This window comes from Amycolatopsis sp. cmx-11-12 (genome assembly GCF_046269425.1).
GTDB lineage: Bacteria > Actinomycetota > Actinomycetes > Mycobacteriales > Pseudonocardiaceae > Amycolatopsis.
In genome coordinates, this window is the sequence record NZ_JADNQM010000021.1 from 108,060 (window position 1) to 132,026 (window position 23,967).

Here is a 23,967-nt window from a genome sequence, read left to right on the forward strand (position 1 = left end):
CAGGCGTGGCAAGGGCCTCGGGATGAGGCCAGGATGGGGAACCATGGTGAACCGGGAAGCACTGACCGCCCGCGCGACAGCCCTCGTCGGGGACCTCCGGGCGCGGGGTGTCGAGCTGGTGGCGCTGACCTTCGTGGACAACGCCGGGATCGCGCGGGTCAAGGCGGTGCCGCTGCGGAAGCTGCCGTCCGCGGCCGCGTGGGGTGTGGGTGCCGCGACCTGCTTCGACTTCTTCGGCTTCGACGACGGCATCACCGGCGGCGAACATTCGCTCGGACCGGTCGGTGACCTGCGGCTGCATCCGGATCTCGACGCGCTGACCGTCCTCGCCGGGCAGCCAGGCTGGGCCTGGGCGCCGGTGACGAAACTCGACCAGGAAGGTGAGCCGCATCCGCAGGATCAGCGCGCTCTGCTGGCGACGGCGGTGGACCGGCTGGCCGCGCGCGGTCACCGGGCGCTGATGAGTTTCGAAATCGAATGGGTGATCACCAGCGCCGAAACCCCGGACGATCCGACGTCGGCCACCGCGGGCCCGGCCTACGGCTACACGCGGCTTTCCGAGCGTGCGGACTATCTCCGCCAGCTGGTGTCCACTTTGGACCAGCAGGGTGTCGGGGTGGAACAGATCCACCCCGAGTACGCCGATGGCCAGTTCGAACTGTCCGTCGCCGCCGCCGATCCGGTGCGCGCGGCCGACGTCGCCGTCCTGACGAAGGAAACGATCCGCGCGCTCAGCAACCGGCACGGGCTGCGGGCGTCCTTCACCCCGAAGTTCGCGCCTGCCGGTGTCGGCAACGGCGGGCACGTGCATCTGAGCGTCTGGGACGGCGCACGAAACCTTTTCTCCAGCGGTGAAAGGATTTTCGGGCTGACGCCGGTCGCGGAGTCGTTCAGCGCGGGCATCTTGCGGCGGCTTCCCGCACTGCTCGCGATCGGGGCGCCGTCGGTCGTCAGCTATCTGAGGCTGGAGCCGCACCACTGGGCGGGCGTGTACACCGCTTGGGGGCTGGAGAACCGGGAGACGGCGCTGCGGCTGGTGCGCGGGGTGGCCGGGAACCGTGACTCGGCGGCGAACCTCGAGGTCAAATGCTTCGACCTGACCGCGAATCCGTACCTGCTGGCGGCCGCGCTGCTGTTCGCCGGAATGGCCGGTGTCGACGAGGAAGCGTCACTGCCGGAGCCGGTCGACGTGGATCCGGGGAAGCTGACCGATGCCGAACGTGCCACCCGCGGCATCGAGCGGTTGCCTCTGCGGTTGGAGGAAGCCGTCGCTGCGTTCGAAGCGGACAAAGCACTGGCTGACGCGTTCGGCGCGCCACTGGCGACGACGATCGTGGACGTGCGACGGGCGGAGATCGAGCGGTTCGCGCTCGCGAGCCCGGAGGAGATCACCGAGGCGCAGCGGTGGCGGCACTGAGCCCCACCGCCGCGCCTTCGGCTCACATCAGATCAAGCGGGAGCGACGGTCTTCCGCACACCCGCGGACAGTTCGGCCGAAAGCTCGCGAACCGCGTCGAGTCCGCTCGCCGCGGCGGTCACCAAAGCCGAGCCGACGATGACGCCGTCGGCGAAACCGGCGACCTGCGCCGCCTGAGCGCCGGAACGGACGCCGAGACCGACGCCGATCGGCAGATCCGTATGCGCGCGGGTCCGCGCGACCAGGTCCTCGGCGTGCACGCCGACCTGGTCACGAGCGCCTGTCACGCCCATCACCGCGGTGGCGTACACGAAGCCCGAAGAGGCCGCGACGGTCTTCGCGATCCGCTCCTCCGAGGAGGACGGCGCGACCAGGAAGATCCGGTCCAGACCATGCTGCTCGGACGCGGCCATCCATTCGTCGGCCTCGTCCGGGATCAGGTCAGGGGTGATCATCCCGAGCCCGCCCGCCGCGGCGAGGTCCCGCGCGAAGCGGTCGACGCCGTAGCGGTGCACCGGGTTCCAGTACGTCATCACGACGGCCTTGCCGCCGCGCGACGACACCGACTCGACGACCTCGAACAGGTGCTTGAGCTTGAAGCCACTGGAAAGGGCGCTCACCGAAGCAGCCTGGATGGTCGGGCCGTCCATCACCGGGTCCGAGTAGGGCACGCCCACCTCGACCAGGTCGGCGCCGCCGTCGACCACCGCGGCCAGCAGGTCCTTGGACCCGTCGACCGTGGGGAAACCCGCCGGGAGGTACCCGATCAGGGCACCGCGGCCCTCGGCGCGCGTCTTGGCGAAGAGTTCCTGCAACCCACTCATGCGTTCTCCACCAGGCCGAAGTACTTCGCGGCGGTGTCCATGTCCTTGTCGCCACGACCGGACAGGTTCACCACGATCAGGCCCTCGGGGCCCAGCTCACGGCCCAGCACCAGCGCGCCTGCCAGCGCGTGCGCCGACTCGATCGCCGGGATGATGCCCTCGGTGCGCGAAAGCAGCTTGAACGCGTCCATCGCCTCGGCGTCGGTCACCGGTCGGTACTCGGCGCGCCCGCTGTCCTTGAGCCACGAGTGCTCCGGGCCGACGCCCGGGTAGTCCAGGCCCGCGGAGATCGAGTGCGACTCGACGGTCTGCCCGTCCTCGTCCTGCAAGAGGTACGTCATCGCGCCGTGCAGGTTGCCGGGGGTGCCCTTGGTCAGCGTGGCGCCGTGGCGGCTGCCCTCGATGCCCTCGCCGCCCGGCTCGAGACCGACGAGGCGGACCTCCTGGTCGTCGATGAAGCCGTGGAAGATCCCGATCGCGTTCGACCCGCCGCCGACGCAGGCAGCGACGGCGTCCGGCAGGCGTCCGGCCTGCTCCAGGATCTGGACGCGGGCCTCCTCGCCGATGATCTTGTGGAAGTTCCGCACCATCATCGGGAACGGGTACGGGCCCGCCGCCGTGCCGAACAGGTAGTGCGTGGTGTCGGCGTTGGTGACCCAGTCGCGCAGCGCCTCGTTGATCGCGTCCTTGAGCGTGCGCGAACCGGTCTTCACCGGGATGACCTCGGCGCCGAGCAGCTTCATGCGCGCCACGTTCAGCGCCTGCCGCTCGGTGTCGACCTCGCCCATGTAGACGATGCATTCCAGGTCAAGCAGCGCGCAGGCGGTGGCGGTGGCCACGCCGTGCTGCCCGGCCCCGGTCTCGGCGATGACCCGCTTCTTGCCCATCCGTTTGGTGAGCAGCGCCTGGCCAAGCACGTTGTTGATCTTGTGCGAACCGGTGTGGTTCAGATCCTCGCGCTTGAGGAAGATCCGGGCACCGCCGGCGTGCTCACCGAAGCGCTTGGCCTCGGTGAGCAGCGACGGACGGCCGGCGTAGTCGCGCAGCAGGCGCCGGAACTCGTTGACGAACTCCGGGTCGGTCCTGGCCTTGTCGTACTCGGCCGCGACCTCGTCCACGACGCCGATCAGGGCCTCGGGCATGAACCGGCCGCCGTACGGGCCGTAGTAGCCCCGGTCGTCCGGGTCGTGCTCGCCATGCGGTGTTTCGGTGTACTCAGTGGTCATCGAGAAGGCCTCGGGCACGCGGGGTGCGATCCGGCGGTGACCAGCTTGACCAGGGCGCCCTTCGGGTCGCCGGAAGCGACGAGCCCTTCGCCCACGAGGACGGCGTCGGCGCCGTGACCCGCGTAGGACATCAGGTCACCAGGACCGCGGACACCGGACTCGGCGATCTTGAAGACGTCCATCGGCAGGCCGGGGGCCAGCCGCGAGAAGACGTCCCTGTCGACCTCGAGCGTGTGCAGGTTGCGGGCATTGACGCCGATCACCTTCGCGCCTGCTTCGAGGGCCTTGTCGGCCTCTTCGGCGTTGTGGATCTCGACGAGCGCGGTCATCCCCAGGGATTCGACCCGGTCCAGCAACGCGATCAGGGCGTTCTGCTCCAGCGCCGCCACGATCAGCAGGACCATGTCCGCGCCGTGCAGCCGCGCCTCGTGGACCTGGTACGGGCTGACGATGAAGTCCTTGCGCAGCACCGGGATGTCGACCGCCGCGCGGACCGCGTCGAGGTCGGCGAGCGAACCGCCGAACCGCCGCTGCTCGGTCAGCACGCTGATCACCCTGGCGCCGCCGTCGGCGTAGTCCTTCGCCAGCGCGGCCGGATCCGGGATCTCGGCCAGATCGCCCTTGGAGGGGCTGCGCCGCTTCACCTCGGCGATGACGCCGATTCCGGACTCACGCAGGGCCGCGAGCACGTCTCGGGGAGGCGCGACCTGGGTCGCGCGCTTCTTCAGTTCGTCGAACGGCAGAACCGCCTCGCGCTCGGCGAGATCGGCCCGGACGCCGGCGACGATGTCTTCGAGCACGCTCACCGGAGGTCCCCACCGGCCGTCGTACTCACGGATTCCTTCGCAAGGTCGCTCACAAAAACCTTCCCCTTCCCGCCGAAACGATGCTAACCCCCGCACGAATACGGCCTGGTTCCGGGTATGTCCGTTACTCCGAATGCCAACCGTGTCATCTTTGCCGGGAAAGATCTCCGAAACCCGCGAATTCCGCTGTCGTCACCGGGTCGCGGTGGGATCTTCGCCTTCGGACAGCGCCTCCCACAGCTCGGTCTCCGGATCCTTCGCGGCCCGCTTCTTCGTCCCCGGCGCCGCGTACTTCGCGCCGAGGCGTGGCATCCGGCCCGCGCCCCTGATGGCTGCCAACCCTCCGGCGGTCACGAGAATTCCCCCGAGGATCGCGAGACCGCGGGCTCCCAGCATCTGGGCGACGGGCAGCCCGTCGGCGAAGCCGCTGAACGAACCGCCCACCACGCCCACCCACACCGCGGCGACGCCCGCGACGGCGAGTACCACGCCGAGCACCCGGCGTGGCCAGCCGCCGGTGGCGATCAGTCCCGCCGTGCCGGCGAGCGCCAGCAACGCGAGCGGAATCAGCGCAACCGCACGCTCTGAACCGGTTTCCGTGTACTGCACGGTGCCGCGCACCCCGCCGTCACGGAACTCCGCGAACCACACCAGCTGAGAAGATCCCCACAACGCGACCGCGCCCAGCGCCAGGCCGACCACGGCGATCCACAGTGGACGCTTGGCCTTCTTGGCAGGCGGGGCCGTGTCTTCCGGAGCCTCAGACACGAGCACTGTCACCCGCCGGGTCGAGCTCGTCCGCCGCGATCATCGTCTGCGCCGCCGCGACGGCGGACAGCACGGTGCGGGCCTTGTTGAGCGACTCGTTGTCCTCGTAGTCGGCCACCGAGTCGGCGACCACACCTCCACCGGCCTGGACGTACGCGACGCCGTCCTTCATCAGCGCGGTGCGGATGGCGATCGCGGTGTCGGCGTCCCCGGCGAAGTCGAGGTAGCCGACGACGCCGCCGTAGAGCGCCCTGCGGGTCGGCTCCAGCTCCTCGATCAACTGCATCGCGCGGACCTTCGGCGCGCCCGAGAGCGTCCCGGCCGGGAAGCAGGCGGTGACCGCGTCGAAGGCCGTCTTGTCGTCGAGGAGTTCGCCGGTGACCGTGGAGACGATGTGCATGACGTGGCTGTAGCGCTCGACGTCGAAGAAGTCGACGACGCGCACGGTGCCGGGCTTGCAGACCTTGCCGAGGTCGTTGCGGCCGAGGTCGACGAGCATCAGGTGCTCGGCGCGCTCCTTCTCGTCCGCGAGCAGGTCCTTGGCCAGCTGCGCGTCCTCTTCCGGATCGGCGCCGCGCCAGCGGGTGCCCGCGATCGGGTGAGTGGTCGCGCGGCCGTCCCGGACGGTGACCAGCGACTCCGGGCTGGACCCGACGATGTCGAAGCCGTCCAGGCGCAGCAGGTACATGTACGGGCTCGGGTTGGACGTGCGCAGTACGCGGTAGACGTCCAGCGCGTCGGCCTGGGTCTCGATCTCGAACCGTTGCGACGGCACGATCTGGAACGCTTCGCCCGCCTTGATCGCCTCGACGGCCTTCTCGACGGCCGCGTGGAAGTCCGGCTTGGACCGGCGGCGCGTGAACTCGGGCGCGGGGCGGTCGAAGACGGCCGCGGTGGCCGGGGCCGCGACGTGCAGCTGCTTGGTCATCGCGTTGAGGCGCGCGACGGCGTCGTCGTACGCGGCGTCGACGCGCTCGGCCGAGTCGTCCCAGTTGACCGCGTTGGCGATCAACGTGACCGTGCCCTCGTGGTGGTCGAAGGCGGCGAGGTCGGTCGCCAGGAGCATGGTGAGCTCGGGGATGTCGAGGTCGCGCTCGGCGAGTTCGGGGAGCCGTTCGAGCCAGCGGACGGCGTCGTAGCCGATGTAGCCCACCATCCCGCCGGTGAGCGGCGGCATTCCGGGCAGCTGCTCGGTGTGGAGCGCGGCGACGGTCTCGCGCAGCACAGTGAGCGGGTCGCCCTCGGTCGGGAGGCCGACCGGCGGGGTGCCGGTCCACACGGCCTTGCCGTCACGCACGGTCAGCGCGGCGGGGCTGTCGACGCCGATGAACGACCATCGGCTCCAGGAGGCGCCGTTCTCGGCGGATTCGAAAAGGAACGTCCCCGGCCGGTCGGCGGCGAGCTTGCGGTAGACCCCGATGGGGGTCTCACCGTCGGCGAGCACGCGGCGGACAACGGGGATGACGCGACGGCCCTCGGCGAGCGCGCGGAACTCGTCGCGCGAAGGGCTGACCGAGCCGAGCCCCGACGGGCTGGCGTTTGCGGCGCTGACCATGTCGCTCATTGTGCGGCAACGCACCGGGCGGGCGGGGACCGGGGATGAATTCAAGGATTGTTGAATTCTGCGCCGGGTCCGTTCATGATGACGCCATGGCTGTTGAAGACACTACCGCGCGCCGCCGGGGGCGGCGTCCCGGCGGACAGGACACCCGCACCGCCCTGATCGAAGCGGCCCGCGCGGTGTTCGGCGAGAGCGGCTTCGACGGCGCGACCGTCCGCGCGATCGCGACCCGCGCCGGAGTCGACGCGGCGATGGTCAACCACTGGTTCGGCAGCAAGGAAGGGCTGTTCGCCCAAGCCGTGCTGAAACTGCCGTTCGACCCGCACGAACTCCTCGCGGAACTGACGAACGGCCCCGACGACGAGTTCGGCCGCCGGATCGTGCGAACCTTCCTCACCCGGTGGGACGGCGCGGGCGGCGAGGTCTTCCAGGCGCTCGTCCGCAGCGTCGCCGGACACGAACAGGCCGCGCTGGTGCTGCGCAGTTTCTTCCAGAACTTCTTCACGAAGATCATCGCCGGGCTCGGCTCGGACCGCGTCGAACTGCGGACGTCGCTCTGCGCCTCCCAGCTGGTCGGGATGGGGCTGGTGCGCTACGTCGCGAAGTTCGAGCCGATGGCGACGAGTGAGATCGAGCCCTTGGTGACCGCGATCGCGCCGACGGTGCAGCGATACCTGACCGGGGACATCGACTGAGTCAGCGGGGGAACTCCGGCCGGATCTTCTCGGCGGGGACCGGGTAGAGCCTTTCCTTGAACCACCGGCCGCGGGGGAAGACCACGACGATGTGCTTTTCCGTCCCTCCGACGAGGACGGGAACGTTCCTGAGCCCCTTGAACCGGGAGGCGCTCCTCAGCGAGGGACGCGCGCGAAGCAGCATGATGCCGTCACGACCGAGGTTCAGGTCGATCTCGGGGAGAACCCGGCCGGGCTTCACCGTCGCCGTGGCGTCGCGCCAACCGGTCTTGAGGACGGAGCGGTACCGGTTCCACCACGCCGCCGCGGCGACCAGGCAAAGTGGAAGGGCCGGGAGGAGCAGGAGCCCCGGAACGATCAGCAAGCCCTGACGGAACTCGCTGATGTTCTCCTCTTCGAGCGTGCGGACCCGCTCGGGGTTGCCAGGGGCGTAGAACACGGTCACTTTGTCCCCCACCGCGTACTCACGCTCCGAATCCCGTCGGATCTCGGCCGTCCACGGCGCCGACCCCACGGGGTAGTCGACCGTGATGGTGCGGTTCTTCCCTTTCCTGTTCTCGTAGAGCCTTTCCACCGTGCCCTCGACCCGGACCCCGGTCGCCAGCAGTTCCTCGGAGGGCTGCCGGACCACGTCGAGCCCGACCCCCAAGGCGGCGAGGAGAGCGATCCAGAGCAGGGAGAAGGCCGCCGCACGCAGGCCGAGAAGCGGCAGCTTCGCGATCACGGGGTCGGTCGAAGTCGGTGCGCCCGAGGCCGCGCGTGCCGATGCCGCCCGCAGCATCGCGAACGGTTCTCGCCGTGCGGCGCCTTCTTCGGCGTCCGGCGCTTTCAGTCCGTCCGAAGTGGACGACCACAACACGATACCGTCGGCGCGCCGGCGTCTCGACCGAGCGCGATCCGCTGCTTCGTCTCTTCCCCGCCCCAGTTCCATGGACTGAGGATAATGTCCGCGGAAGCCGACTGACCTGCGATTATCGCCATCACGACGCGAGGCAACCGAGCGGCCTTCCCAGGCGTACAAGTCAAGAAGGGACCAAGGCCCTGCCGTCAGGCCGTGTCCGGCTCGATCTCCTTGACCGGCACCGCGTAGAGCGTGTCCTTGGAGAACCGTCCACGCGGGAAGATCACGATCATGTCCGTTCCCTCACCGCCGATGAAGACGGGAACCTTCCGGACCCGGGGCGCGATCCTCAGCGAACGGCGCGAGGCGAGGAACTTGTAGTCGTTTTCGAAGAACACGTCGATACGGGGGAACAGCCACCCCGGCCGCACCGTCGCCGTGGCCTCGCGCAGGCCGGTTTTCGAGGCTGAGCGATACCGGCTCCGCCAGAGCCAAGCGGCGGCAAGGCACGCCGGAAAGCCCAGGAATGCGAAGAAAGACAGCAGGGCCAGCGCGTCGCCGGGGTTGTCGGAGCTCATCCGGCAGATGACGAAGAAGATCAGCCAGAGCACCGACAGAGCCAGCGCTCGCACCTTGAAGTGCGACAGTTTCTCGATCAGAGGGGCGGCCACTTCTTTGTGTACCGTCTGCGCGACAAGGCTTTTGACGACGTCGACAGCCGAAGAGGACAGAGGGCGCCCGGCGACGCGCGGAAGTCGTTTCGCGCGATCACGGTCGGCTGATCTTCTCTTCCCTCGCCCCGGTTTCATACGTTGATGTTAGCCGTGCCGCCGCTTCCCTCGGGGCGTCCGCGGCTTCTCTCGGGGAGGGACGTCGCGGAATTCCAGTCCATGGCGGCGAGCGGTATCGAGGCGCTCCTCTGGCGCGACCTCGGCCTGCCCCTTGACTCCCCACCCGTCGGAACGGACTTCCCTCGCCGGAACCTCGTAGGGCCTTCCCGCGCGCCACCGGCCGTCGGGGAAGACCAAGACCACGTTCTGGCCCGCCCCCGCGACCGAGACGGGTACGTTCCCGGCCTCCTTGAACCGGGTCGCCCCCCGCGTCGACATCACCGCGCGGAACCTGGTGACGGCGCCGTCCTCGAACTTGACGTCGATGTCCGGGAGTTTCCCGCCCTTCCTGACGGAACCGTCCGGCCACACCGTCGCCTTGCCCGCACGCCATCCCGTGGCCAGTACCGCCCGGTAGCGGAGCCACCACATCACGGCGGCGTACCCGGACGCCGGGGCACCGACCAGGGAAAGGAGCATCAGGACGATGAACAGCGCCGTGGCGATTCCGTCCTTGTCGGCCTCTTCGAGCGTCCGGACCGATCGGGGATTCGCGGGGTCGTAGATCACCGTGACCGGCTGACCGACCGTGTAGGCGCGCCCGGAGTCCGGGTCGATCGTCGCCTTGAAAGAGTCGGACTCCACGCGATAGCCGACGATGATGGTCGGGTAGTCGCCGGTGCGGTCGAGGCGGACGCTTTCCACCCTGCCCTCGACACGGGTTCCGGTCGCCAGCAGTTCGTCGGCCGAACGCTGAAGGAAGTCCGTCCCGAACGCCGCGCCGACGAAGACCGCGATCCAAAGCAGGGCGAGGGCGATCGAGCGTCCGCTCAACGCGCGCACTTTCGCGGACCTGTCCTTCGCCGCGGTTTCCCTGTCCCCCAGTCCCATGGACCGAGTTTACCCGGGTGCTCAGCCCGCGATCAGCGCCAGCGTGCCGGGAACCGTTGCACAGTCCCTGATTCGCCGCGAGCTACTCGCTCTCGTCGGCCAGCAGCAGCCGATCGTCGGTGTCGAAACAGCTGTGCGTGCCGGTGTGACAGGCCGGACCGGTCTGGTCGACACGCAGCAGGACGGTATCGCCGTCGCAGTCGATCCGCACCTCGCGCACGTGCTGGACGTGGCCGGAGGTCTCGCCCTTGACCCACAGTTCCTTGCGGCTGCGCGAATAGTAGGTCCCGCGCCGGGTGGTGAGGGTGCGCTCCAGCGCCTCGTCGTCCATCCACGCCATCATCAGGACGTCCGAGGTGGAGTGTTCGACGACGACGGCGGCGATCAGCCCGTCGGCGTTGCGCTTCAAGCGGTCCGAGAGGGCGGGATCAAGCGTCATTCGTGGCTCCGAGAAGGTGCCGTTTCACCGGCATCGAGTTGAGCAGGACCGCCGCGTAGATGTACCCGGCGAAAAGCAGCCCGGAGACGATCTTCACCCAGAAGAGTTCCGCCGCCAGCATGGACAACGCGTGCAGCAACGCGAACAGGAAGCTGACGACGAAACCGGCGAACCGCGCCGAAGACATCCTCAGCACCAGGCCCGCGACGACAAGACCGCCGAGAACCAGCGACGTCACCGGCAGCAGGAACGTCCGCGCGGTGGAGTGCGGCGCGAACATGAGGATCACGGCCATCCCGACGTACCCGAGCCCGAGTCCGAGCAGCAGCGCGCAGACGACCTTGACCTCGGTGGCGGCCTTCCCTTTGTCCATGATCACCGGACCACGACTCCCCCGGCGCGCAGTGCGCTCTTGACCTCGCCGATCTTCAACTGTCCGAAGTGGAACACGCTGGCCGCGAGCACGGCGTCCGCGCCCGCCTCGACGGCGGGCAGGAAGTGTTCGAGCGCGCCGGCGCCGCCACTGGCGATCACCGGGACGCGGACCGCCTCGCGCACCTGGGTCAGGAGTTCGAGGTCGAAGCCGTTCTTGGTGCCATCGGCGTCCATCGAGTTGAGCAGGATCTCGCCGACGCCGAGCTCTTCCCCGCGCGCGGCCCATTCGACGGCGTCGATCCCGGTGCCGCGGCGGCCACCGTGCGTGGTCACCTCGAAGCCGGACGGGGTCGGTTCGGTCCCCTCCGGAACGCGCCGGGCGTCCACCGACAGCACGACGCACTGCGCGCCGAACCGGCGGGACGCCTCGCGCAGGAACTCCGGCCGCGCGATGGCCGCGGTGTTGATGCTCACCTTGTCCGCGCCCGTGCGCAGCAGCCGGTTGACGTCGTCGTTCGTGCGCACGCCGCCACCGACAGTGAGCGGGATGAACACCTGCTCCGCGGTCCGGCGGACCACGTCGAAGGTGGTCTCGCGGTCCCCGGAGGACGCCGTGACGTCGAGGAACGTGAGCTCGTCGGCGCCCTCGGCGTCATACAGACGGGCGAGCTCGACGGGGTCGCCGGCGTCGCGCAGGTCGGCGAAGTTGACACCCTTCACCACTCGGCCCGCGTCGACGTCGAGACACGGGATGACCCTGACTGCGACTGACATGGGGACAAGCGTAGTCAAGAGCACATTAAGCTCGCGGAATGGCACAGGCGGGGCGGCGGCCGGGGCAGACCGAGACGCGGGAGGAGATCCTCGACGCGGCTCGGCGCAGGTTCATCGATGAACCTGCCGATCGACCCCGGCGAGATGGTCCCCCGCATCCTCGATGGCCCCGATGACGGGGTCGGCGAGCGTCTCGTCCGCGCGTTCCTCGGTTTCTGGCAGGCCCCGGAGGGCCGGTCGCGCAGTACTACCTGACCGCCGACGTTCACCGGCCGGACACCGCGCGCGGCTAACTTCCCCTGGATGCGCATAGCTCCCCTCCTCCCCGTGCCCCTTCTGGCGGCTTCCCTTCTCGCCGGCGTGCCGGCCGAAGCGAGCCCGAACCCCTCTCCTGTGGCGCAGACCAGGGCGTTCGTCGACGACGCGAGCGCGGACCCGGCCAACGCCGACGCCGACGACCCGGCGATCTGGGTCCATCCGAAGAACCCGTCCCGGAGCGTCGTGCTCGGCACGCTCAAGGAAGGCGGGCTGGCCGCGTTCGACCTGCGAGCGCGGCAGCTCCAGCAGCTCGCGGTGCCCGCGGGCGGGCGATTCAACAACGTCGACGTCGTCGGCGATCTCGCGGTGGTGAGCGACCGCGGCCGGGACCGCGTGCGCGTCTACCGCATCGACCCTGCCGGTTCGGCCGCCGGATCACGCGTGCTGCGGGACGTCACGGATCCTGCCGCCACACCGGTCTTCTCCGCCTCTGAGTCCGAAGTGGACGAACAGCGGACGGCGTACGGGCTCACCGCCGGACGCGACCCGCGCACCGGCGCGCGCTGGGTCGCGGTGACCCGGCGGCACGAGACCCGTGTGGCGCTCTTGCGACTTGTCGACAAACCGGGCGGCACCGTCGGCACGGCGCCGATCGGCACGATCGACCTGCCCACGTCGTTCCGGCTGCCAAACGGCGAGACGTGGTCGCCGTGTGGCGAACCGGACGAGCGCCCGCAGCTGGAAGGTTCGGTGCTCGACGTCGAACACCGGGTCCTCCACACCGCGCAGGAGGACGTCGGGATCTGGCGGATCCCGGTGAACGGCACCGGTTTCGGCCATCCCGAGCTGATCGACAAGGTCCGTTCGTTCGGGGCACCGCAGCGCTTCGACGAGGCGACCGAGGAGTGCGTCGCCGACGGTCCCGACCCCGGCTTCGGCGGCAAGTGGCTGACCGCGGACGCCGAGGGGTTGACGCTGGCCGCCGACAAGCTGCTCGCGTCGAGCCAGGGCGACTCCCGTTTCGTGGTCTACGACCGCGGCGGCCGCAACACCCCGCGACGTGACTTCCGGATCGTCGCCGGACGCGGGACCGACTCGGTCGAACACTCCGACGGCGCCGCGATCACCACCACGCCGCTGGGCCCGCTGTTCCCGCACGGTCTGCTGGTGGTGCACGACGGCGAACGCCGCCCGGCCGCCACTGGCCCCGCCGGTGAGGAACTGCCGACGACCGGGTTCGCCTTCGTCCGGCTGGAGACCGCCCTGCGGTGATCGTCTTCACCGAGAAAGTTCCGCTCCCGATGCATCAGCCGGGTGGTCTCGTGCGTCACTAGAGCGAGACCATCGGCTGAGGGGGACACGTGCCTGCGACCTTCGACGAGTTCGTCGCGGATCGCCTGGACGGGCTCCTGCGCTACGCGACCGTTTTGACCGACGATCCGTATCTGGCGCAGGACATCGTCCAGGAGGTGCTGCTGCGTGCTCAGCAACGCTGGCCGAAGATCGACTCACCCCCGACGTACGTCCGCCGGATGGTGACCAACGAGTACCTGTCGTGGCGACGGCGTCTGGCGGTCCGCCGCGTGACGCCGTCGTCGCCGGAAGTACTCGACCTGGTGAGCCCGCCGGTCTCCGATCACGCCATCGAGTACGACGAACGCGACGCGATGCTGCACCGGCTCGCGAAGCTCCCGCGTAAACAGCGCGCCGCGATCGTGCTCCGTTACTACGAGAACTACACCGACGAGGAGATCGGCGCGGTACTCCGCTGCGCGACGTCGACCGTGCGCAGCCAGATCTCGCGCGCGCTCGCGACGTTGCGGGAAACCGGGCCGTCCACGTCCGTTCAGCCCACCACGGGAGCCCGCAAATGACCCGACTGAGTGATGAGAACACCGAGAACCTGATCCGGGAGAGCCTCGAACATCTGGCGACGCGGGCGCCCGACGGGGCCGAGATCCGTGAAGCGCTGACTGAGCGGCCGCGAAGCCGTCCGAAGATGGCCTTGGCGCTGGTCGCGGCGGCGGTCGCGATCATCGCGCTCGGCGTGCCGCTGAGCCTGCGGGCCTTCACCTCGGTTCCCCCGGCTTCGGCACGCGACGCCGATTGGTCGGTGCTGCCGTACAAGCCCGGCTGGCTCCCCGACGGTTTCAAGGAAGCGAGCCGGGGCGGGAAGCCTTATCCCGCACCGTTGTCGAGGTCTTGGGCCGCCGGTGAGCGCGGCCAGATCGACCTGCTCATCACGCCGCTGAGCGACCGGTCCGCGCCGTGGACGATCGCGCCCGCGCCGAACCAGATCATCGTGCACGGCAAGGTCGGCATGGCGACCGAGCTCAACGCCTGGTCGACGACGCTGACCTGGTCCCCCGACGACGTCTATCTGCTGAGCATGACGTTGTCCAACATGAAGGACCCGCGCGCGGTCGGTGAGCGGATCGCCGAAGCGATGGTCAAGGACAACCGTGCCCGGGTCTCGGGCGAACTGCGCTTCGGCAGGCTGCCCGCCGACCTGGAGTTGTCGGGGGTCAAGACGTTCATGAAGGTCAACGGCGGCGTGACCGAACTGGAAGCCACCAGTGCCGGGCAGCCCACCGCGGCGGCGGTCGTGACGGCGTCGCTCAGCGGCGATCAGCCGGTGCCGGACGGCGCGGAACCGGTCCCTCTCAAGGTCAGGGGGCTCGACGGCGTCTACCTCCCGGAGCGGGATGGGCCGCTCGGACATCAGAACGGGACGATCTCCGTCCAGCTCGAGGGCGGACGGTGGCTCACGGTGTCGGGCAAGCGGGACCAGGCCACCTTGCTCGACGTCGCGAACAGCCTCCAGGTCATCCAAGGCGACTACAGCTGGTTCGGGAAACCGCCGGAATAGGCACGGGCGGCCGGGGGTTGTCGACGGCATGACGGACACCTACCGCTCCATCGCGTTCACCGAGTACGGCGACTCCGGGGTTCTGAAGGTCCTCGACCGGGAGCTCCCCGAACCCGGCCCCGGCCAGGTCAGGATCGCCGTCCGCGCGGCGGGCGTGAACCCGATCGACTGGAAGATCCGGTCCGGGCTGATGGCCGAGGTGTACCCGTCGACGTTCCCCGCCGTCCCCGGTGGAGACGTCGCCGGCGTGGTGGACGCCGTCGGGGAAGGTGTGTCCGCGTTCGCCGTCGGCGACGAGGTGCTCGGGCGAGGGAACGGCGGGTACGCGGAGTACGTGCTCGCGGATCCGGCGGGCCTGACCCGCAAGCCCGAGGCGCTGTCCTGGGAACTGGCCGCCGCGCTGCCCGTGGTCGTCGGCACCGCCTACCGCGCGCTCAACCTGCTGGACCTCGACAAGGGCGAGACGCTGCTCATCGACGGCGCGGCGGGCGGCGTCGGCACCATCGCCGTCCAGCTGGCCGTCGCGCGCGGGCTCACCGTCGTGGGCACCGCGAGCGAAGCGAACCACGAGTACCTGCGCTCGCTGGGCGCCGTACCCGTGCAGTACGGCGAAGGGCTCGCCGACCGTGTACGCGACGTCGCGCCGCAGGGCATCGACGCCTCCTTCGACACCTCCGGGCGCGGCTCGCTGGCGACGCTGGTCGAGCTGACCGGCGGCCCGAAGCGCGTCGTCACCATCGCCGCGCCGGACGCGGCCGACCACGGCGTCCGCTTCACCTCGGGAGGTCCGGCGGAGCAGGTTCCCGGCGCGCTGGCCGAAGGCGTCGCACTCGCCGCCGAAGGCAAGCTCGACCTGCCGATCGCCCGGGTCTACCCGCTCGCCGAAGCGGCCGCCGCCCAGGACGAGAGCGAAGCGGGCCACGTCCGGGGCAAGCTCGTCCTGGTGCCATGAGCCTGCCCGCTGCGGCGAGCCCTGGTTCGTCGAGTACTCGATCGCCGTCGATCCGCGCCTCGACGGCTGTTTCGACGTCGACCTCGAATCGTCGTCGATGACGAACACGCTGCCGGTGCACCGGCTCGATCTCGCGGTGGGCGCGACCGCCGAGGCGCCTGAAACACGCCGAACAGCATAAGTCTCCGAACGCCCTAGACTCTCCACATGGGATCGGAGTTCGAGCGGATCGCCGCCGAGAAGTACGTCGTCCTGACCACCTTCCGCAAGAGCGGCGCCCCGGTACCGACCCCGGTCTGGGCGGCGGGCGACGGCGGCGAACTGGTGCTCTGGTCCGAACGGAAGGCGGGCAAGGTCAAGCGCATCCGCAACAGCGGCCGGGTCGAGATCCAGGCCTGCGACTTCCGCGGCAACAACACCCACGGCGACGTCGTCGCGGGCGAGGCGCGGCTGCTGGACCTCGACGGCACCGAACGCGTGCGCAAGGCGATCGCGCGGAAGTACGGCATCACCGGGCGGGTGACGATGTTCTTCAGCAAGCTGCGGGGGCCGAAGGACCGGACCGTGGGAATCGCGATCAAACTGGCCGAGTAGCCCTACCTCGCGGGGTCCTGGCGACACTCGCTCACCAGCCTTGACATGACCGAACACAAGTTCGATCATGGAGTCATTCGGCAGATCGGCGACGGCGATCCTCAACTGCCCGAGCCGCGACCACGGCACGGTAAGATGGAGCGGATCGAAGGAGGTGGAAGCCATGGCTCGCGCGCGTGACGTAGCTGCCGCCGTACTGGCTCACACCGGTCCGATCACGACGATGAAGCTGCAGAAACTGCTCTACTACGCGCAAGCGTGGCATCTGGTGTTCCAGCGCGAACCGATGTTCGACGAGAAGATCGAAGCATGGCCTCAGGGGCCCGTCACACCGTCGATCTTCGCCGGGCACCGAAAGCAGTATCAGGTGACGAGTTGGCCGAGCGGTCATGCCGGAGCGCTGACAGAACCCGAGAACGCGACGTTGACCTGGGTAATGGACAAGTACGCGCACTACTCAGCCGAGACTTTGTCGCGGATGACCCACATGGAGTCCCCGTGGCGAGTCGCGAGAGGGATCGTCGCCGAAAACGAGAAATCTTCACAGCCGATAGCGCACGACCAGATGCGTCACTTCTACGCACGGCAGATCGCCGATGTCGACGTCGCGGTCGCCCAGGCCGCGGCCAGCGCGGCCATGGAAGGCATCGATCTCGACGACGACTGGCAGCGAACTCTCCGCGACGTCGCGACCAGCACACGCACTGCCGACGACCTGGTCGCCGAAGAAATAGAGCGAGCCCGTCAGCAGTGACCGATCCGTACAGCTTTCCCGACGGGAAGTGCCTTCGCAACAAGCTGGATATCGAAAACCCTGAGACATTCAAGCAGGTCGAGGCGCGCATCGTCAGTATTCGAGACGTCGAACTCGCTCGTCAAAGTCTCCCAGGCGAATACAGTCTCGAGCACCTACAGAGCTTTCACCACGCGCTCTTCAAGGATGTCTACGACTGGGCCGGAAAGACCCGCACCGTGGACATCTCCAAAGGAGCGTCGAAGTTCTGCTCTTGGAGATTCGTCGACGAGCAGACATCGGCGGTGCTGGGAAACCTCGAAACCGATGGCTGGCTGCTCGGCCTGAATCGGGACAACTTCCTAGAACGCCTCGCCTGGTACTACTCCGAACTGAACGCCATGCACCCGTTTCGTGAGGGCAATGGACGGACGTTACGAGCCTTCTTACGGCAACTATCGGCGGCGGCGGGCTGGCGACTCGACTGGTCCGCTCTCAACAAGGACGACAACAACGCCGCGTCCAGCCACAGCCTGCTGACCGCTGAGACGACCGAACTGATCAAGGTTCTCACGCCCGTAGTCGTCCGCATGTGAACAGGCGCCTCGTAAGTGTTCTATTGAGAGATACGGCAAACGTGGCCGCCCGTGCGCGCGTTCACCTGGCCGTGAACCCAAGAGTCCTTCACTACCTGCTGTCCTGAAGGCCCGACCGCATGGCCGCCGCCATCGCCGCCGAGTCGTGATCCGGTCCGCACCCCTCGACCAGGATCAGGTCACCAGGGATGTGGTCCGCCCGCAGGGGCAGGATCTCCCGGTACGCGGCCGAGTCGTACCACTCTCGCGCGACCTCGACGCTCGGGAACTCGATCATCACGAGCGCGCCCGGCCATTCCCCCTCCAGCACCTGCACGTCAGCGCCGTGCACGAGGAACTTGCCGCCGAAGGGGTCCAGCGTGTCCTGGATCCGCTCCAGGTACTCGAAGACCTCCTCCGCCGTCACGGCGGGCGGGCGAAGGTGGGCGATTCCGTAGGCGGTCATGACGTCCCTCCAGGTTTTCGTTGTCCTGGAAGGAATCCTGACCGAACGGGGGCGTGGCGTCGATTACCCGGGAGGTAAAGCTCAGAACTCCGCGACGGCCGCGAGTGCCTCGGGCAGGGTGAACGCACCGGCGTAGAGCGCCTTGCCGACGATGGAACCTTCGACACCGTCACGCGCCAGGGCGGCCAGCGCGCGGAGATCGTCCACACTGGACACGCCGCCGGAAGCGATGACGGGCGCGTCGGTGCGGGCGGCGACCTCGCGGAGCAGGTCGATGTTCGGGCCCTGGAGGGTGCCGTCCTTGCTCACGTCGGTGACGACGTAGCGCTGCGCGCCGTCGCGGTCGAGCCGGTCAAGGACCTCCCAGAGGTCACCGCCGTCCTGCGTCCAGCCGCGGGCCGACAGCCGGTGCCCGGCCTCGGTGATCCGCACGTCCAGCCCGATGGCGACACGGTCGCCGTAGGAGGAGACGACCTTCGCGGTCCACTCCGGATCCTCCAGCGCGGCGGTGCCGAGGTTGACCCGGCGGGCACCGGTGGCCAGCGCGGCCTCCAGCGAGGCGTCGTCGCGGATGCCACCGGACAGCTCCACCTGGACGTCCAGCTTCGCCACGACCTCGGCGAGCAGTTCGCGGTTGGAGCCCTTGCCGAACGCGGCGTCGAGGTCCACCAGATGGATCCACTCCGCCCCGTCACGCTGCCAGGCGAGCGCCGCCTCCAGCGGGCTGCCATAGGAGGTTTCGGTGCCGGCCTCGCCCTGGACGAGTCGCACGGCCTGGCCATCGGCCACATCAACGGCGGGAAGGAGCGTGAAAGTCACGCGCCCACTCTAAGCGAGGGTCTTGAGCCAGTTGCGCAGCAGGTGCGCCCCGGCGTCCCCCGACTTCTCGGGGTGGAACTGCGTCGCCCACAGCGGCCCGTTCTCGACGGCGGCGACGAAGTCCTGGCCGTGGTTCGCCCAGGTCACCTTGGGTTGCTGCCCGGCGAGGCCGGAGTCCAGTTCCCAGGTCCGCGCGGCGTAGGAGTGCACGAAGTAGAACCGCGTGTCCGCGTCGAGCCCGGCGAACAGTCGCGAGTCCTCCGGCGCGCGGACGGTGTTCCACCCCATGTGGGGAAGGACGTCGGCTTCCAGCCTGTCGACCGTGCCGGGCCACTCACCGGTGCCCGCGGCCTCTTCACCGTGTTCGACACCGCGTTCGAACAGGATCTGCATACCGACGCAGATGCCCAGCACGGGACGGCCACCGGCGAGGCGCTTGCCGATGATCTTCTCCCCCGACACCGACAGCAGCCCCTCCATGCACGCGGAGAAGGCGCCGACGCCGGGGACGACCAGGCCGTCCGCCTCGAGCGCGGCATGGGGGTCGGAGGTGACCTCGACGTCCGCGCCGGCGCGCTGAACAGCGCGTTCGGCGGACCGGAGATTGCCGGACCCATAGTCCAGGATCACCACACGAGGAGTAGCCACGCGCCCAGGTTAGCGGACCGGATTCTCTCCGGGTTTCCTGTTTCAACCGTCACTCGTCTGGGTAGTAATGACACTGAGTGAAAGGCCGGCGCAGGACCGCCTGCACTTCTGGAGGAACGATGCGGGACGCCGACGAACTGACCTGCTTGCTACACGCGTGGCGAGAGGACATCGACAGCGTGCCTTTTCCTACCTTCGCGGAGCTGCTGATCCCGGTGCAGACGCAGCGCTCCGCTCCCAGCCGGACGGTCACGGCATCGGTTCAGGTGACGAACGCCACCGGATGGCGCGATCTTTGACACTCGACTCCGGTCGCGTGTGTGGTTTTCTTCATAGGTCGTGACCCACCGAGCCGACCAGGAGTGACCGCATGAGCAGCAGCCCGGATCCGCGCGACTTCCTCGATCTCGACGCCGAACTCTCCGAGGAAGACCGGGCCATGAGGGACGCTGTCCGCGCGTTCGCGCAGGACCAGCTCCTCCCGAACGTCGCGGAGTGGTACGAATCGGGTGCGCTGCCCGCCGCCGAGCTCGCCAAGGGCTTCGGTCAGCTCGGGCTGCTCGGCATGCACCTGGAGGGTTACGGCTGCGCCGGGACCAGCGCGGTCGCCTATGGCATCGCCTGCCGCGAGCTGGAGGCCGTCGACTCCGGGCTGCGCAGCTTCGTCTCCGTGCAGGGCTCGCTGGCGATGTACGCGATCCACAAGTGGGGCACCGAGGAGCACAAGCAGGAGTGGCTCCCGCGGATGGCGGCCGGTGACGCGCTCGGCTGCTTCGGCCTCACCGAACCGGACGCCGGCAGCGACCCTGGCAGCATGCGGGCCCGCGCGGTCCGCGACGGCTCGGACTGGCTGCTGAGCGGCACGAAGATGTGGATCACCAACGGAACCGTCGCCGACGTCGCGGTCGTCTGGGCGCAGACCGACGAGGGTGTGCGCGGCTTCGTCGTCCCCACGGACACGCCGGGCTTCACCGCGAACGAGGTCAAGCACAAGCTTTCGCTGCGCGCCTCGCTGACCGCGGAACTCGTGCTCGACGGCGTGCGTTTGCCGGAGTCGGCGGCGTTCCCAGACGTCAGGGGCCTGCGCGGCCCGCTGTCCTGCCTGAACGAAGCGCGCTACGGGATCCTGTTCGGTGTCGTCGGCGCCGCTCGCTCATGCTACGAATCCGCGCTGGAGTACACGCTGAGCCGCGAGCAGTTCGGCAAACCGCTGGCCGGATTCCAGCTCACCCAGCGCAAACTCGCCGACCTCGTCGTAGAGGTCAACCGCGCCGGGCTGATCGCGCTGCGGATCGGACGGCTCAAGGACGCCGGAACGCTGCACCACAACCACGTCAGCTTCGGCAAACTCGCCAACGTCCGCTCCGCGCTGGAGGTCGCCAGGACCGCGCGGGCGATGCTCGGCGCCAACGGGATCTCGCTGGAGTACCCGGTGATGCGGCATATGTCGAACCTCGAAACCGTGCTGACCTACGAAGGCACCGAAGAGATGCACGCGCTCTCGATCGGCCAGTCGGTCACCGGGCTCGCCGCCTTCCGCTGAGCCGCCGGAAGCCTGCGGCATGCACCTGTTCGGCCTGTTCCGTGAATCCGCCGAGCCGGACAGGTTCGTGTGGCTCCGCGGATTCCGGGACATGGAGAGCAGGCGGGCGGCGCTGGAGTCCTTCTATTACGGACCGGTGTGGCGCGAGCACGGCCCGGCGGCGAACGAGACGATGATCGACGCGTCCGACGTCCTGCTGCTGCGGCCGTCCGGGCCGGGTTTCCCCGCTCCGGGCGGCGCCGGGGATTCCCGGGTGTTGGTGACGGTGTGCCATCCAGTGGGCCCCGTCAAGGAGTTCTCCGAGTACTTCGCGGACACCGTCGCTCCGGCTCTGCGGGAATCTGGCTTGGACCCGTTCGGCCACTTCGAAACGGAGCCCGCGGAGAACACCTTCCCGCGCCTTCCCGTGCGGGAGAACGAGACGATGTTCGTCTGGTTCGCCAAGGCAGGCGAAGAACACCGGGAACTCACGCCGACCCCGCGCTCACTCCTGCGCTGAAAGGAGTTCCGCGAGTCCGTCCGGATACAGGATCGCCTTGCCGCTCGCCACGTCGGCCATCGGCAGCCAGTGCACGCGCGTGCCCTCCTCGTCGAGCACCACGCCGACCTCGTCGCGCTCGTAGAACGCTTTGTCGGTCAGGTCGGCGGTGAACAGGAACACGATCTCGTGCCCTGGCCTGCCTTCGAAGGTGTACACGTTCTCCAGCACCGCGATCTGCTCGACAGCGGTCAGTTCCGCCGCGAGCTCTTCCTGGAACTCACGGTGCAGCGCCTCGGCGGCGGTCTCCCCGAACTCGATCCCGCCGCCAAGCGGGCGATGGTAGGTCTCCCCCTTCACCTCGTCGCGGCCTTCGAACACGAGGAGGTCTTCGCCGCGGCGAATGACCCCGAGCGCGAGCGGGCGGATCTTCGTCATCCTGGTGACGCTAGCGGAGGAATTCCTTGACCGACAAGGCGATGGACCCCGCGTCGAGGCCGTGCGCGAGATCGTGGTCGGCCATTTCGCCGTAGATCCGCACTTCGGCGTCACGCCGGACACCCAGTGACAGCAACCGATGCGGCATCTCGGACAAAGCGTCGGACACCACATGTGCCGAAGTCCCCGCGAGGTAAGGCTCGATCAGCACGACGTCGCCCGCGCCCGCGGCCTCGACGGCCGAGCGGAGACCGGCGGCGTCGAACGGCCGGATCGTCGAGGTGTAGAGCACGGTCACGTCGAGATCGGCGGTCGCCTCCATCGCCCTGTCGAGCATCGGCCCGACGGCCACGACGACGCCTCGGCCGCCTTCGCGCAACGTCTGCAACCCGGCACCTAAATGCGGTTTCGCGTTCTCCTGCGCGGAAAGCCGGAGATAGACGCGACCGTCGCCCGGAATGGACTCCAGCAGCAGCCGCCGTGCTTCTTCGGGGTGACCCGGCACGTGCACGGTCCAGCCCGGCAGCGTGTCGATGAGGGCGACGTCTCCGGGCGCCTGATGTGTCCGCCCGGCGGTCGGCATGTCGTAGGACGCGCCGGAAGACACCAGCACGGCACCGACGTCCTGGTGCCCGAGGTCGAGTTTGACCTGCTCGAACGCCCGCTCCACGAGGAACGACGAGAAGGTGTGGACGATGGGGCGCATCCCGGCCAGCGCGAGCCCGCCGGCGGTGCTCATCATCAGCTGCTCGCGGATGCCCACGTTGAGCACGCGGTCCGGATGCTTGCGGGCGGCGAAGTCCAGCTGTGCCGCGGAGATGTCGGCGAGCACGATGGCGACGTTCGGATCGGCGTCGAGCACCTCGGCGACGGCGCACAGGAACGTTTGACGCATGTCCACGGTTTCAGGCCTTTCGCTCGACGGTCGCGACCACGGCGAGCGGCCGGTCCGGATGGGGTGCGGTGAAGGCTTCGTAGAGCGCTTCGTGATCGCGACCGTCGACCGTGCGGGTCTCCCAGCCCTCGACCTCGAACCGGCGCGCGATCCCGCCCGGCCAGCCGTGGGTGGCGGAGGAGTTGTCGACGACGACAGCGGTCAGCTGCGGCATGCCGATGCGGCCCGCCACCGCGATGGCCTCTTGGTTGGAGCCCTCGTCGAGTTCCGCGTCGCCGATGAGGGCGACGACCTTGGCCTCACGGAATCCTTTGGCCCGCAGGCCGAACACGGTGCCGATGGCGAGCGGGAGCCCGTGCCCGAGTGACCCGCTGGCGATCTCGGCGCCGGACAACCTCGCCCGGTCGGGATGGTGCCCGAGCCGGGATTCCGCCGAAGTCCAGTCGGCGAGTTCGTCCTCGCGGATGAAGCCCTTCTTCGTCAGGACGGCGTAGTAGGCCATCGGGCCGTGGCCCTTCGACAGCAGGAAGCGGTCGCGGCCGGGTTCGCGGAAGGTCTCCGGGGTGATGTCGAGCACGCGGTCGTAGAGCACCCACAACACGTCCACAGTGGACTCCGCGGCGGCCTGATGCTTCTCGTCCCCGGTCATCAACGAGATCAGCCGCGGCAGATCCTCGTAGCCGGTCATGGTGTCGGTGGTCATGAACCGAGGGTGCAACCTCGACTTAGGTCGAAGTCAAGGCTAACCTGGCGACGTGACGAGACTGGCTGAACACCTGAGCATCGGACAGGTCGCCGACCGCAGCGGCGTGCCCCACACGGCTTTGCGGTTCTACGAGGACAAAGGGCTGATCAGCTCGGAGCGCTCGGCGGGCAACCAGCGGCGGTATCCGCGTTCGGTGCTGCGCCGGATCGCCTTCATCCGTGCCGCGCAGCGGGTCGGCCTCAGCCTCGACGACATCAGCTCGGCACTGGAGACCCTACCCAGGGATCACGCCCCCACCAAGGCCGACTGGGCACGCCTCTCGAAGGGCTGGCAGACCGAACTCGACGCGCGGATCGACGCGTTGCAGCGCCTGCGGGACAGACTGACCGGGTGTGTCGGCTGCGGTTGCCTGTCCCTGCGCAGCTGCGGGCTCTACAACGCCGACGACCAGATGTCCCGCTTCGGCCCGGGCGCCGGGAAACTGCGCCCGGCTTCCGAAGGCGGCTTCTGAATTCCGTTGCCACGCGGGTGCCGGGTGTGCGTCAC

Annotated in this window: 31 protein-coding genes and 1 pseudogene; 15 read left to right on the forward strand and 17 right to left on the reverse strand. The window is 68.8% G+C overall.

Going from position 1 to position 23,967, the window contains the following annotated elements; all coding sequences use genetic code 11:
* The first annotated feature begins 43 nt into the window (after positions 1-43).
* A complete protein-coding gene (locus tag ACLARN_RS26600; RefSeq protein ID WP_409494183.1) occupies positions 44-1,417 on the forward strand; it encodes a glutamine synthetase family protein in 1,374 nt (457 codons plus the stop codon).
* A gap of 32 nt (positions 1,418-1,449) precedes the next feature.
* On the opposite strand, the gene trpA is transcribed toward ACLARN_RS26600, so the two are convergent.
* The 5 genes from trpA to ACLARN_RS26625 all read right to left on the reverse strand — a co-directional run bounded on the left by trpA (position 1,450) and on the right by ACLARN_RS26625 (position 6,596).
* Positions 1,450-2,241: a tryptophan synthase subunit alpha gene (gene trpA / locus ACLARN_RS26605; protein WP_409494184.1), complete on the reverse strand. Its 792-nt coding sequence runs from the start codon at positions 2,239-2,241 to the stop codon at positions 1,450-1,452.
* Positions 2,238-3,467 (reverse strand): tryptophan synthase subunit beta, encoded by a 1,230-nt coding sequence (trpB, locus tag ACLARN_RS26610; protein WP_409494185.1) that lies wholly within the window; start codon positions 3,465-3,467, stop codon positions 2,238-2,240. Before trpB ends, trpA begins: the two co-directional genes overlap by 4 nt.
* Positions 3,464-4,273: an indole-3-glycerol phosphate synthase TrpC gene (gene trpC, locus ACLARN_RS26615; protein WP_020630310.1), complete on the reverse strand. Its 810-nt coding sequence runs from the start codon at positions 4,271-4,273 to the stop codon at positions 3,464-3,466. The genes trpB and trpC overlap by 4 nt, the downstream gene beginning before the upstream one ends.
* A 192-nt stretch (positions 4,274-4,465) precedes the next feature.
* Positions 4,466-5,041, reverse strand: a complete 576-nt coding sequence (locus tag ACLARN_RS26620; protein WP_409494186.1) for a Trp biosynthesis-associated membrane protein — start codon at positions 5,039-5,041, stop codon at positions 4,466-4,468.
* Positions 5,034-6,596, reverse strand: a complete 1,563-nt coding sequence (locus ACLARN_RS26625) for an anthranilate synthase component I (protein ID WP_409494187.1) — start codon at positions 6,594-6,596, stop codon at positions 5,034-5,036. The genes ACLARN_RS26620 and ACLARN_RS26625 overlap by 8 nt, the downstream gene beginning before the upstream one ends.
* 95 nt (positions 6,597-6,691) lie before the next feature.
* On the opposite strand from ACLARN_RS26625, the gene ACLARN_RS26630 reads away from it, so the two are divergent.
* On the forward strand, positions 6,692-7,297 hold the full coding sequence (locus tag ACLARN_RS26630) for a TetR family transcriptional regulator (RefSeq protein WP_409494188.1): 606 nt from the start codon (positions 6,692-6,694) through the stop codon (positions 7,295-7,297).
* Between the two features lies 1 nt (position 7,298).
* Here the strand turns inward: ACLARN_RS26630 and ACLARN_RS26635 are convergent, their stop codons facing one another.
* From ACLARN_RS26635 to hisF, 6 genes are all read right to left on the reverse strand, one after another.
* A complete protein-coding gene (locus tag ACLARN_RS26635; protein WP_409494189.1) occupies positions 7,299-8,228 on the reverse strand; it encodes a DUF3592 domain-containing protein in 930 nt (309 codons plus the stop codon).
* 116 nt (positions 8,229-8,344) lie between these two features.
* The gene (locus ACLARN_RS26640; protein ID WP_409494190.1) at positions 8,345-8,809 is read right to left on the reverse strand and encodes a hypothetical protein; all 465 of its coding nucleotides are present in this window, start codon (positions 8,807-8,809) and stop codon (positions 8,345-8,347) included.
* Positions 8,810-8,956: 147 nt separating this feature from the next.
* Positions 8,957-9,859 (reverse strand): DUF3592 domain-containing protein, encoded by a 903-nt coding sequence (locus tag ACLARN_RS26645; RefSeq protein WP_409494191.1) that lies wholly within the window; start codon positions 9,857-9,859, stop codon positions 8,957-8,959.
* 82 nt (positions 9,860-9,941) lie between these two features.
* Positions 9,942-10,298, reverse strand: coding sequence for a phosphoribosyl-AMP cyclohydrolase (hisI, locus tag ACLARN_RS26650; RefSeq protein WP_409494192.1), 357 nt, complete (start codon positions 10,296-10,298; stop codon positions 9,942-9,944).
* Complete coding sequence (locus ACLARN_RS26655) at positions 10,288-10,677, reverse strand: hypothetical protein (RefSeq protein ID WP_409494193.1); 390 nt, start codon at positions 10,675-10,677, stop codon at positions 10,288-10,290. Before ACLARN_RS26655 ends, hisI begins: the two co-directional genes overlap by 11 nt.
* Positions 10,674-11,447 (reverse strand): imidazole glycerol phosphate synthase subunit HisF, encoded by a 774-nt coding sequence (gene hisF, locus ACLARN_RS26660; RefSeq protein WP_409494194.1) that lies wholly within the window; start codon positions 11,445-11,447, stop codon positions 10,674-10,676. The genes ACLARN_RS26655 and hisF overlap by 4 nt, the downstream gene beginning before the upstream one ends.
* 117 nt (positions 11,448-11,564) lie before the next feature.
* Between hisF and ACLARN_RS26665 the strand changes: the two genes are divergently transcribed.
* From ACLARN_RS26665 to ACLARN_RS26705, 9 genes and pseudogenes are all read left to right on the forward strand, one after another.
* On the forward strand, positions 11,565-11,702 hold the full coding sequence (locus tag ACLARN_RS26665; protein ID WP_409494195.1) for a hypothetical protein: 138 nt from the start codon (positions 11,565-11,567) through the stop codon (positions 11,700-11,702).
* Between the two features lie 48 nt (positions 11,703-11,750).
* Positions 11,751-12,977, forward strand: coding sequence for a phytase (locus ACLARN_RS26670; protein ID WP_409494196.1), 1,227 nt, complete (start codon positions 11,751-11,753; stop codon positions 12,975-12,977).
* 89 nt (positions 12,978-13,066) lie between these two features.
* Positions 13,067-13,579 carry an RNA polymerase sigma factor gene (locus tag ACLARN_RS26675; protein WP_409494197.1) on the forward strand — a complete coding sequence of 171 codons (513 nt, stop codon included), beginning with the start codon at positions 13,067-13,069 and terminating at the stop codon, positions 13,577-13,579.
* Positions 13,576-14,574: a hypothetical protein gene (locus ACLARN_RS26680; protein ID WP_409494198.1), complete on the forward strand. Its 999-nt coding sequence runs from the start codon at positions 13,576-13,578 to the stop codon at positions 14,572-14,574. The genes ACLARN_RS26675 and ACLARN_RS26680 overlap by 4 nt, the downstream gene beginning before the upstream one ends.
* A gap of 28 nt (positions 14,575-14,602) precedes the next feature.
* Positions 14,603-15,526, forward strand: a complete 924-nt coding sequence (locus ACLARN_RS26685) for an NADP-dependent oxidoreductase (protein WP_409494199.1) — start codon at positions 14,603-14,605, stop codon at positions 15,524-15,526.
* Between the two features lie 31 nt (positions 15,527-15,557).
* A pseudogene (locus tag ACLARN_RS26690) lies at positions 15,558-15,707 on the forward strand (putative glycolipid-binding domain-containing protein); the annotation flags it as partial.
* A 26-nt stretch (positions 15,708-15,733) separates the two neighbouring features.
* Positions 15,734-16,120, forward strand: coding sequence for a PPOX class F420-dependent oxidoreductase (locus tag ACLARN_RS26695; RefSeq protein WP_409494200.1), 387 nt, complete (start codon positions 15,734-15,736; stop codon positions 16,118-16,120).
* A gap of 163 nt (positions 16,121-16,283) precedes the next feature.
* Entirely contained in the window at positions 16,284-16,874 is a 591-nt protein-coding gene (locus ACLARN_RS26700; protein WP_409494201.1) for a Panacea domain-containing protein, read from the forward strand.
* On the forward strand, positions 16,871-17,449 hold the full coding sequence (locus ACLARN_RS26705) for a Fic/DOC family protein (RefSeq protein WP_409494202.1): 579 nt from the start codon (positions 16,871-16,873) through the stop codon (positions 17,447-17,449). Before ACLARN_RS26700 ends, ACLARN_RS26705 begins: the two co-directional genes overlap by 4 nt.
* A gap of 91 nt (positions 17,450-17,540) precedes the next feature.
* Here the strand turns inward: ACLARN_RS26705 and ACLARN_RS26710 are convergent, their stop codons facing one another.
* The 3 genes from ACLARN_RS26710 to hisH all read right to left on the reverse strand — a co-directional run bounded on the left by ACLARN_RS26710 (position 17,541) and on the right by hisH (position 19,346).
* Complete coding sequence (locus tag ACLARN_RS26710) at positions 17,541-17,894, reverse strand: DUF1330 domain-containing protein (RefSeq protein WP_409494203.1); 354 nt, start codon at positions 17,892-17,894, stop codon at positions 17,541-17,543.
* A gap of 81 nt (positions 17,895-17,975) precedes the next feature.
* Positions 17,976-18,713: a bifunctional 1-(5-phosphoribosyl)-5-((5-phosphoribosylamino)methylideneamino)imidazole-4-carboxamide isomerase/phosphoribosylanthranilate isomerase PriA gene (gene priA / locus ACLARN_RS26715; protein WP_101609431.1), complete on the reverse strand. Its 738-nt coding sequence runs from the start codon at positions 18,711-18,713 to the stop codon at positions 17,976-17,978.
* A 9-nt stretch (positions 18,714-18,722) separates the two neighbouring features.
* Positions 18,723-19,346, reverse strand: coding sequence for an imidazole glycerol phosphate synthase subunit HisH (gene hisH / locus ACLARN_RS26720; protein WP_409494237.1), 624 nt, complete (start codon positions 19,344-19,346; stop codon positions 18,723-18,725).
* Between the two features lie 134 nt (positions 19,347-19,480).
* Between hisH and ACLARN_RS26725 the strand changes: the two genes are divergently transcribed.
* From ACLARN_RS26725 to ACLARN_RS26735, 3 genes are all read left to right on the forward strand, one after another.
* A complete protein-coding gene (locus ACLARN_RS26725; RefSeq protein ID WP_409494204.1) occupies positions 19,481-19,660 on the forward strand; it encodes a hypothetical protein in 180 nt (59 codons plus the stop codon).
* A 71-nt stretch (positions 19,661-19,731) separates the two neighbouring features.
* Positions 19,732-20,904: an acyl-CoA dehydrogenase family protein gene (locus tag ACLARN_RS26730; protein ID WP_409494205.1), complete on the forward strand. Its 1,173-nt coding sequence runs from the start codon at positions 19,732-19,734 to the stop codon at positions 20,902-20,904.
* 19 nt (positions 20,905-20,923) lie between these two features.
* The gene (locus ACLARN_RS26735; RefSeq protein ID WP_409494206.1) at positions 20,924-21,403 is read left to right on the forward strand and encodes an NIPSNAP family protein; all 480 of its coding nucleotides are present in this window, start codon (positions 20,924-20,926) and stop codon (positions 21,401-21,403) included.
* Here the strand turns inward: ACLARN_RS26735 and ACLARN_RS26740 are convergent.
* From ACLARN_RS26740 to ACLARN_RS26750, 3 genes are read right to left on the reverse strand one after another with little or no spacing between them, the layout of a single operon-like run.
* A complete protein-coding gene (locus ACLARN_RS26740) occupies positions 21,389-21,820 on the reverse strand; it encodes an NUDIX hydrolase (protein WP_409494207.1) in 432 nt (143 codons plus the stop codon). The genes ACLARN_RS26735 and ACLARN_RS26740 overlap by 15 nt on opposite strands.
* A gap of 10 nt (positions 21,821-21,830) precedes the next feature.
* Positions 21,831-22,721 carry a transketolase family protein gene (locus tag ACLARN_RS26745; protein WP_409494208.1) on the reverse strand — a complete coding sequence of 297 codons (891 nt, stop codon included), beginning with the start codon at positions 22,719-22,721 and terminating at the stop codon, positions 21,831-21,833.
* Between the two features lie 4 nt (positions 22,722-22,725).
* On the reverse strand, positions 22,726-23,418 hold the full coding sequence (locus ACLARN_RS26750) for a transketolase (protein WP_409494209.1): 693 nt from the start codon (positions 23,416-23,418) through the stop codon (positions 22,726-22,728).
* A 52-nt stretch (positions 23,419-23,470) separates the two neighbouring features.
* On the opposite strand from ACLARN_RS26750, the gene soxR reads away from it, so the two are divergent.
* A complete protein-coding gene (gene soxR / locus ACLARN_RS26755; RefSeq protein WP_409494210.1) occupies positions 23,471-23,932 on the forward strand; it encodes a redox-sensitive transcriptional activator SoxR in 462 nt (153 codons plus the stop codon).
* The last annotated feature ends 35 nt before the right edge of the window (positions 23,933-23,967 follow it).

Excerpts from the sequence above, each read along its gene's own strand:
- ACLARN_RS26600 (WP_409494183.1), top strand. The coding sequence starts at position 44 with ATGGTGAACCGGGAAGCACTGACCGCCCGCGCGACAGCCCTCGTCGGG.
- trpA (WP_409494184.1), bottom strand. The coding sequence starts at position 2,241 with ATGAGTGGGTTGCAGGAACTCTTCGCCAAGACGCGCGCCGAGGGCCGC.
- trpB (WP_409494185.1), bottom strand. The coding sequence starts at position 3,467 with ATGACCACTGAGTACACCGAAACACCGCATGGCGAGCACGACCCGGAC.
- ACLARN_RS26625 (WP_409494187.1), bottom strand. The coding sequence starts at position 6,596 with ATGGTCAGCGCCGCAAACGCCAGCCCGTCGGGGCTCGGCTCGGTCAGC.
- ACLARN_RS26630 (WP_409494188.1), top strand. The coding sequence starts at position 6,692 with ATGGCTGTTGAAGACACTACCGCGCGCCGCCGGGGGCGGCGTCCCGGC.
- ACLARN_RS26635 (WP_409494189.1), bottom strand. The coding sequence starts at position 8,228 with ATGGAACTGGGGCGGGGAAGAGACGAAGCAGCGGATCGCGCTCGGTCG.
- ACLARN_RS26645 (WP_409494191.1), bottom strand. The coding sequence starts at position 9,859 with ATGGGACTGGGGGACAGGGAAACCGCGGCGAAGGACAGGTCCGCGAAA.
- hisI (WP_409494192.1), bottom strand. The coding sequence starts at position 10,298 with ATGACGCTTGATCCCGCCCTCTCGGACCGCTTGAAGCGCAACGCCGAC.
- hisF (WP_409494194.1), bottom strand. The coding sequence starts at position 11,447 with ATGTCAGTCGCAGTCAGGGTCATCCCGTGTCTCGACGTCGACGCGGGC.
- ACLARN_RS26665 (WP_409494195.1), top strand. The coding sequence starts at position 11,565 with ATGAACCTGCCGATCGACCCCGGCGAGATGGTCCCCCGCATCCTCGAT.
- ACLARN_RS26670 (WP_409494196.1), top strand. The coding sequence starts at position 11,751 with ATGCGCATAGCTCCCCTCCTCCCCGTGCCCCTTCTGGCGGCTTCCCTT.
- ACLARN_RS26680 (WP_409494198.1), top strand. The coding sequence starts at position 13,576 with ATGACCCGACTGAGTGATGAGAACACCGAGAACCTGATCCGGGAGAGC.
- ACLARN_RS26685 (WP_409494199.1), top strand. The coding sequence starts at position 14,603 with ATGACGGACACCTACCGCTCCATCGCGTTCACCGAGTACGGCGACTCC.
- ACLARN_RS26695 (WP_409494200.1), top strand. The coding sequence starts at position 15,734 with ATGGGATCGGAGTTCGAGCGGATCGCCGCCGAGAAGTACGTCGTCCTG.
- ACLARN_RS26700 (WP_409494201.1), top strand. The coding sequence starts at position 16,284 with ATGGCTCGCGCGCGTGACGTAGCTGCCGCCGTACTGGCTCACACCGGT.
- ACLARN_RS26710 (WP_409494203.1), bottom strand. The coding sequence starts at position 17,894 with ATGACCGCCTACGGAATCGCCCACCTTCGCCCGCCCGCCGTGACGGCG.
- ACLARN_RS26725 (WP_409494204.1), top strand. The coding sequence starts at position 19,481 with ATGCGGGACGCCGACGAACTGACCTGCTTGCTACACGCGTGGCGAGAG.
- ACLARN_RS26730 (WP_409494205.1), top strand. The coding sequence starts at position 19,732 with ATGAGCAGCAGCCCGGATCCGCGCGACTTCCTCGATCTCGACGCCGAA.
- ACLARN_RS26735 (WP_409494206.1), top strand. The coding sequence starts at position 20,924 with ATGCACCTGTTCGGCCTGTTCCGTGAATCCGCCGAGCCGGACAGGTTC.
- ACLARN_RS26740 (WP_409494207.1), bottom strand. The coding sequence starts at position 21,820 with ATGACGAAGATCCGCCCGCTCGCGCTCGGGGTCATTCGCCGCGGCGAA.
- ACLARN_RS26750 (WP_409494209.1), bottom strand. The coding sequence starts at position 23,418 with ATGACCACCGACACCATGACCGGCTACGAGGATCTGCCGCGGCTGATC.